The sequence below is a fragment of the Methylobacterium trifolii genome (assembly GCF_022179685.1).
Classification (GTDB): domain Bacteria; phylum Pseudomonadota; class Alphaproteobacteria; order Rhizobiales; family Beijerinckiaceae; genus Methylobacterium; species Methylobacterium trifolii.
This window is the reverse complement of the sequence record NZ_BPRB01000318.1, coordinates 1-4249: the sequence shown is the minus strand read 5'-3', so window position 1 is coordinate 4249 and position 4249 is coordinate 1. Positions and strand designations below refer to the sequence as shown.

The 4249-nt window shown below is 70.2% G+C and carries 2 protein-coding genes and 1 pseudogene; all 3 read left to right on the top strand.

Annotated elements, in window-relative coordinates; genetic code table 11:
* The first annotated feature begins 122 nt into the window (after positions 1-122).
* A complete protein-coding gene (locus COGEMETH_RS23255; protein WP_238185054.1) occupies positions 123-461 on the top strand; it encodes a hypothetical protein in 339 nt (112 codons plus the stop codon).
* A 1-nt stretch (position 462) separates the two neighbouring features.
* The gene (locus tag COGEMETH_RS25700) at positions 463-591 is read left to right on the top strand and encodes a hypothetical protein (RefSeq protein WP_283215043.1); all 129 of its coding nucleotides are present in this window, start codon (positions 463-465) and stop codon (positions 589-591) included.
* 17 nt (positions 592-608) lie between these two features.
* Positions 609-2861 (top strand): annotated as a pseudogene (locus COGEMETH_RS25745) (host specificity factor TipJ family phage tail protein); the annotation flags it as partial.
* Positions 2862-4249 lie beyond the last annotated feature (1388 nt).

Genomic DNA, 4249 nt, shown 5'->3' with positions numbered 1-4249 from the left:
TCATCTGACGACGGACAGCCTACGACCCGGCGATCTTCAACTGCTGGCACCTCGCGGCCCTGACGCAGGACCGCCTGTTCGGCCGCACGCTGCCGGTCGCGGACCCGGCCCTGGTCGCGGACGTGCGTGAGCGGGCCCGCGTCCTGGCCTGCCACCCGGCACGGGCCGCCTGGCGCACGATCTCCGCCCCGGTCGACGGCGCCCTGGTCCTGATGGGCAAGGTGGCGGGCGCGGAGACCCATTGCGGGACCTGGCTCGCCGAGGACGGCGGCCTGATCCTCCACACCGACGAGCCGCACGGCGTGGCGCTCGATCCGCCCCTGGAACTCGCGCAGTCCCGGCGCTGGCGGCTGAACTACCTGATCCCGGCAGAGGAGAAGCCCCATGAGCGAGAAGACGAAGGTGGTGATGATCCAGGACACGACCGGCCAGACGCGCCGGGTCCGGATCGACGGGCATGAGGTGTCGGTCCTGATCGCCGCGCCGATCCCAGGCGCCGGTATGATGAACTTCACCCTCACGCTCTCGGACGTCGAGGTCGGCTTCGAGGCGGAGGCCCCGGCCGGCGCGGGCGTCGGCTCGGAAGCCTGAGGGTCGAGGCTTCGGCCATGACGCAGGTCGTCACCGTTAACGTCGTCGGCCAGCCGCGGGGCGAGGCCGTGCGCCTGCCGAACCGGCGGCGCCGGCTCTCGACCATCGTGGCGCGCCACCGGCCGTCGGCCGACCGCAGGTTCATTGTCTCGGTGCATCGCCGCGACGACGAGGCCGGGTCCTACCGGCCCTGCAATCGGACCGCCCGGCTGCGCGCGACCTGGAGCAAGACGCTCGTCGGGCCGAACGACGTGGTGCTGATCACGGTGGTCCCGCGCGGACGAGGCGTCGCCTCGATCGGGCTGGCCATCGCCGCCATCGCCCTGATCGCCATCGCACCCTATGCGGCGCCAGGAATTGCCGGTCTGGCCGGTATCACCAGCGCCGGCGGCATTGCGGCCGTCCAGGCCGGCCTCGTCATCGGCGGGCTTGCCCTGAGCTACGCGGCGCAGGCCTCAGCCGCGGCCAAGAAGAAGACGGCGGGCGACCTCTACAGCGTGGCCGGGGGCGGCAACATCCCGAAGCCCGGCGCGCGCCGGCCCCTGCTCTACGGCAAGCGCTGGTCCTCGCCGCCGCTCAGCCAGAAGGACTTCTTCACCTACGACGGGGACACCATGGTCCTCGTCAAGCGGATGACGCTGGGCATCGGCAAGTTCCAGGTCCACCGGGTCCGCGTCGGGGACGCGCTGTTCTGGAGCGAGGACGGCGGCCTACAGGCCCCGTTCACCGCGACGGCCGGGCCCTTTGGGACCGCGATCGAGTTCCTGTACGAGGCGGCCTCGACCATCGCCCCGGGCGACGCGATCACGTCGAGCGACGTGGGCGGCCAGGAGCTACCGCGGCCGGGCGGCAATCCGGCCCGCACCCCGTGGTTCCGACTCACACCGCAGGGCGTGACCGCCGACGCGGCGCAGCTGTCCTGGACCTATCCGGCGATCTACCGGACCTCGTCTGAAGGCCGGAGGGTGCCGACCGTGGCCGGCGTCGTGTTCTTCGGGCGCGAACTCGACCCCGTCACCGGCAACGTGATCGGACCCGAGTTCGAACTCTGGCGCTCCAGCGAGGGCTCGACCGCGCTCACCTCCACGCCGCTGCGCCGCTCGGCCTACTTCCGCCTGCCGCACTCGGGCGCCTACCAGGTCAGCGGCCAGAATATGTACGCCGAGCCGGTCGGCTTCGACCAGGAGAACCGCGCCTCCTGGGACGGGATGACGGCCTTCGAGGACGACACCCGCATCCGGCCGGAGACGACGGAGATCGCGATGCGGGTCCGGGCCGGGAAGGGCCTGACCGTCACCGCTTTCTCGGACATCTCGGTCGAGGCGACGCGGATCGTGCCGGTCTGGACGGGCACGGCATGGGTCGAGCAGCCCACCCGCAAGGCCGTGTGGGCGTTCTGCGACCTGGTCCGCTCGGGCTACGGCCTCGACGCCAGCGACGGCGCCGACGCGGCCAAGGCCCTGTATTATGCAAACCTGCTCGCCGCGAACGACACCTATGACGGGCAGCTGCCCGAGGTGTCCTCCTTCTGGGAAGCGGCCTCCGAGGTCCTGAACCCGCTTCGGGCCGACCCGGTCAAGATCGGCGCGGTGCATTCCTTCGTGCGCGACGAGAGCCGGGCCGAGCCGCGCCACGTCCTGACACGCCGGCAGATCGTGCGCGACAGTTCGGGCGCGACCTACAAGACGAAGGTCGAGGGCGGCGACGTGATCGTCGAATTCGACCGCGACGGCGACCCGAAGCGCCCCGACGAGGTGCGCTACTCCTACGGGCCGCCCACCCGGACCCCGAAGCGCTACAAGGTCGCCGGGATCAGCGAGGGCCTGCATGCGCTGAAGCACGCCACCTGGCTCGCGGCGATCGCCGTGTTCCGCGGCGTCGAGCGCAAGGTCACGACCGAATGGGACGGCCGCCTCGTCTATCCCGGCGACCACATCCTGTCGGACCTGTGGTTCCTGACGGGCAAGCAGGTCTACGGCGTCGCCTCGTCGAACGGGACGATGCTGCAGCTCGACGTGGCCGCCAACGCGCCGGCCGATTGGACCTACGGCTCGGTCCGGACGCGGGTCGGCAAGGAGTGGGGCATCCTGCGCATGCGCGGCGTCGGCGCGCGCGGGCTCGAACTGCATTCCGGCGACGTGGCCGCCCTAGCCTCGCAGACCGGCCTGGCGCTGGCCAACGTGCTGGCGCGGGACACGCAGGACGCGACGACGATCGTCATGGGCGACCTGGTCGAGATCCAGGAGACCTACGTGGCGCGCTCGGCCGTGCCGAGCGATGCCGACCACGTCCAGATCGAGATGGTGGCCGACGACACCCGCATCTGGCAGCTGCTCGACGAGACGGTCATCGTCCCGAGCCCGATCGACGGCAGTGGCCTCGACGAGCCCCTGGTCCCGCAGATTTCCGTCCTGCACGCCCGCTGCGACCGGATCGAGACCGGGATCGAGGTGGTCTGGGGCGTGTCGACCACCCGCGGGGCCCGCGCCTACGAGGTGGACCTGACCTACGATAACGGCGGGACGTGGGAGGTGCTGTCGCCGCTGGGGCCGGCATCAAGCGGTCGGGCGGCGATGCGCCAGTCCGACCAGCCCGTAACCGTGCGGGCCCGCGCATACGGCCGGACCGGGCTGTCTGGCGATTGGATCTACACCACCTTCACGACGGTGGCCCCGACCGTCTCGCCCGACCTCGTCACCGGCCTCACGGATCTCTTCAACGAGGTGGATGCCCGCATCGACGAGATCGCGGCGATCGGTGACCAGGAACTGCGGAACGGGCTGGCGATCCTGCTGGACGTGACGCGCGATCTCAACAGCCGCCTGGAGGAGATGGCGCTCGCCGCGGCGACCGAGGCCGGCCAGTCCTACCTGACGCGCCAGTTCCACAAGGTAGCAGCTGAGGGTCGGGTCCAAGACAGCTTTTCGGCGATCGAGGTAGTGGATCAGGCTCGGATCTCGGACAAGGAGGCCTTCACCGGGATCACCACCACCCTCGGCTCCCGCCTGACGAACGCCGAGGGCACCATCGTCGGGCAGGCGGTTGCGCTCCAGAGCGTCACCACCCGGGTGACGAACGCCGAGGGCACGATCACCGCGCAGAGCCAGGCGGTCACGAACCTCACTTCGCGGGTGACCAATTCCGAGATGAACATCTCGGGGCAGGCGACCGCGACGCAGCAGCTGACCACGCGGGTGACGTCCAGCGAGGGCAACATCACCTCGCTCTCGCAGCAATACACCGCCCTCCAGTCCCAAGTGACAGACCAGGGAGGGCAGATTGCGGGACAGGGCACCGCGATCACCAACCTCAACACCTTCGCGACCAATATCAACGGCGCCGTCAGCACGCAGGCGCAGCAGATCACGGTCCTGAGCACGACTCAGAACGGGCACACCGCGACCCTGACGCAGTACGGCGCCTCGATCGATGGGCAGAAGGTCCAGTTCGGGGTCACGGGCAACATCGACGGGCAGACCGGCGGCTTCGTTTTCACCGGCGTCCGGCGCCTGGATGGGTTCGTCAGCTACACCCTCCAGATCAAGGGCGACGTGATCGTGGATGGCGCGATCACCGCCATCTGGACGAAGGAGACCAAGGGCGTCGCCCGCCGCGGCGCCGGTCCCGAGGATGCCAAGCTCGGGCCGGGCGGCGGCCT